The organism is Methanobrevibacter filiformis, assembly GCF_001639265.1.
Classification (GTDB): Archaea; Methanobacteriota; Methanobacteria; order Methanobacteriales; family Methanobacteriaceae; genus Methanacia; species Methanacia filiformis.
The window spans coordinates 1-3,271 of record NZ_LWMT01000101.1 but is presented as its reverse complement, the minus strand read 5'-3'; the positions used below and the strand labels follow the sequence as shown (position 1 = coordinate 3,271).

General features: G+C 26.8%; 1 protein-coding gene. It reads right to left on the bottom strand.

Going from position 1 to position 3,271, the window contains the following annotated elements:
- On the bottom strand, positions 1-2,944 hold a 2,944-nt coding region (locus MBFIL_RS03605), incomplete at its 3' end, for a beta strand repeat-containing protein (RefSeq protein WP_369324005.1).
- Positions 2,945-3,271 lie beyond the last annotated feature (327 nt).

Here is a 3,271-nt window from a genome sequence, read left to right as displayed (position 1 = left end):
TCAGGAAATTAGAATTAATAACAGTTAAATTAAATCCATTAGTAAAAATTGCAGCAGTATAATTAGCATAATTATTGTTAAAAGTGGAATTCTGGACATATAATACTGTATTATTATCATAATAATTGTTTAAGTAAATAGCTCCAGCTTCATTTGCATGGTTGTTGTTAAATGTGGATCCATTGATGAGGACGGTGTTGAAGCTGTAAATAGCTCCGCCAGTGTTTACTGCACTGTTGTTAATGAAGCTTACATTGTTGAAGGTGTTATTTAGATTGGTTCTTAATGCTCCTCCAGAGATAGCTGTGTTATTAATAAAACTAGAATTAGTGAAAGTTAATTGTCCTGTACTGTATATTGCACCACCATAACTGTTGTTAAAATTAATAAAACTAAGATTAGTGAAGTTCACAACTACATTTGAAATATCAAAAAGGTGATTGATCTTTTCACCATCAAGGATAACATTACCATAGCCTTCGATTGATAAATTTTTATTAATAGTTAGATTAGTGTTGTTAATTCCAGTGTAGTGACCAGTAGGTGCGATGATGATTTTACCGCCTTCTTTGAGAATGCTTAATGCTTGTTTTAATGTTGCAACAGAATTAGCCCAATCATAACCAGTATTCAGATCACTTCCCCCAGTTTGATTAACATAAACAATATCAAGCAAATTTTTAGTAGTGAAAAGCCAATAATCAACTAATAAAGTAACATTACCAGAAGAAGAGAAACTATTATTAACTTTAGGATTAAATTCACTATTTAAAACATCATTGACATATTCATAGCCATTGAAAACTGGTAATAAACTTACATCATAAGAATCAGAATTATTAAGAGTAAAAGTATACTTAATACTACTTCCATTAACACTAGCACTGGCAATGAAGTAATTATTTGCAACAACAGTAGATGGAACATTATTCTCACCCCACCAATTATAATCAAAATTATTATTGTTACCATAATAGTTCATAAGACCTTCTGATGGATTGAAAAACCGATTATAATTAATTTTAACATTATCTCCCCAACTAACAATCACAGCATCTAATGCATAATTATCCTCAAAATTAGATTGATTAATACTTGCATTGTAACCATAATTATGAATAACACCACCACTTTCACCATTATTACCAGTGAAATTAGATAAACTCACACTAAAATTATTAGCTGAATTATAAACAGCACCAGCATAATGAGCACTATTATTTGTGAAATTAGAATTACTCACACTAAAATTAACAGCAGTATTCATAATAGCACCACCATAAGAACCAGCACTATTATTACCAAAACTAGAACCACTCAAATTAAAATTATTACCATTATTATAAATAACACCACCATGATAAGATGCATTATTACCAGTGAAACTAGAATTATTCACACTAAAATTATTACCATTATTATAAATAACACCACCATAAATACTAGCATTATTACCAACAAAACTAGAACCACTCACAGTCGAATTATTACCATAATAATTATAAATAACACCACCATAACTAGCATTATTACCAACAAAACTAGAACCACTCACAGTCGAATTATTACCATAATAATTATAAAAAACACCACCATAAATACTAGCATTATTACCAACAAAACTAGAACCACTCACAGTCGAATTATTACCATAATAATTATAAAAAACACCACCATAAATACTAGCATTATTACCAACAAAACTAGAATTACTCACAATTGAATTATTACTATAATAATTATGAATAACACCACCATAACTAGCAGTATTACCAACAAAACTAGAATTACTCACAGATAAATTAGTACTATTCTGATTATAAATAACACCACCATAACTAGCATTATTACCAACAAAACTAGAATTACTCACAGTCGAATTATTACCATAATAATTATAAATAACACCACCATAACTAGCAGTATTACCAACAAAACTAGAATTACTCACAGATAAATTATTACCATAATAATTATAAATAACACCACCATAACTAGCAGTATTACCAACAAAACTAGAATTACTCACAGATAAATTATTACCATAATAATTATAAATAACACCACCATAACTAGTAGTAGCACTGTTATTATTAAAAATACTATTACTCACAGATAAATTAGCACTATTCTGATTATAAATAGCACCACCACCATAATTAACAGCAGCATAAGAATTAATATAATTATTTTCAAAAATAGAATTTTTTACTGTTGAATTACCACCACTATTAAAAATAGCACCACCACGAATACGAGCAGTATTACCAGTGAAAGTAGAATTACTCACACTAAAATTAGGACCACTATTAAAAATAGCACCACCATCATCATTACTAGCATTATTACTAGTAAAAGTAGAATTACTCACACTAAAATTAGGACCACTATTAAAAATAGCACCACCATTACTAGCATTATTACTAGTAAAAGTAGAATTACTCACACTAAAATTAGGACCACTATTAAAAATAGCACTACCATAACTACCAAAATTAGAATTATTAATAAAACTACAGTTAATAATAGTTAAATTAGCAGAACTGAAAATAGCACCACCATTATTAGTATAATAAGCATTAATAAAAACCAGGTTTTTAAAAGTAATATTATTATTAGTATCATAACCCGCAAAAATATTGCCTGAACCTCTAGCATCAATAGTAGCAACATTATTTCCTTGAATAAGTAAATTTTTATTAGTAAAAGAAAAATTATTCCTTATATCACTATCTTTATTATAAATCCCTTCATTTAAAGTCAAAGTATCATTTGACTGACCATTAATATTTATTGTAGCTATTGCACTATTAATTCCTCCAGCATCACCAGGATTTAAAGTATAATCCGCAGCACTAACACCAGAAACTAAAAACATAATAGATAATACAATAGTTAAAAAATACAATGATACTCCTGAAATCAAACCATTATTAAACTTCATAAAAAAACACCCTTTATTACCATTATCCATTTATTAATCTTTTAATACATCCAAAATACTCATTATTCTTTTATAATTTTAAAATCAAGAATATTTAAATAATAAAATATGAAATTACGGAAAATTATACCATATATAACAATATTAAGCAATATTAAGAGAATTAACTATATATGCATTATATATAGTGATTTAATATTTCCTAATTATATATTCATAATAATTAATACTATTATTATATATTGATATATGTAATATATATATTTAACTATTCATTATAATATAAACTATTCAGTAAATATGAATATTAATATATATATATATATA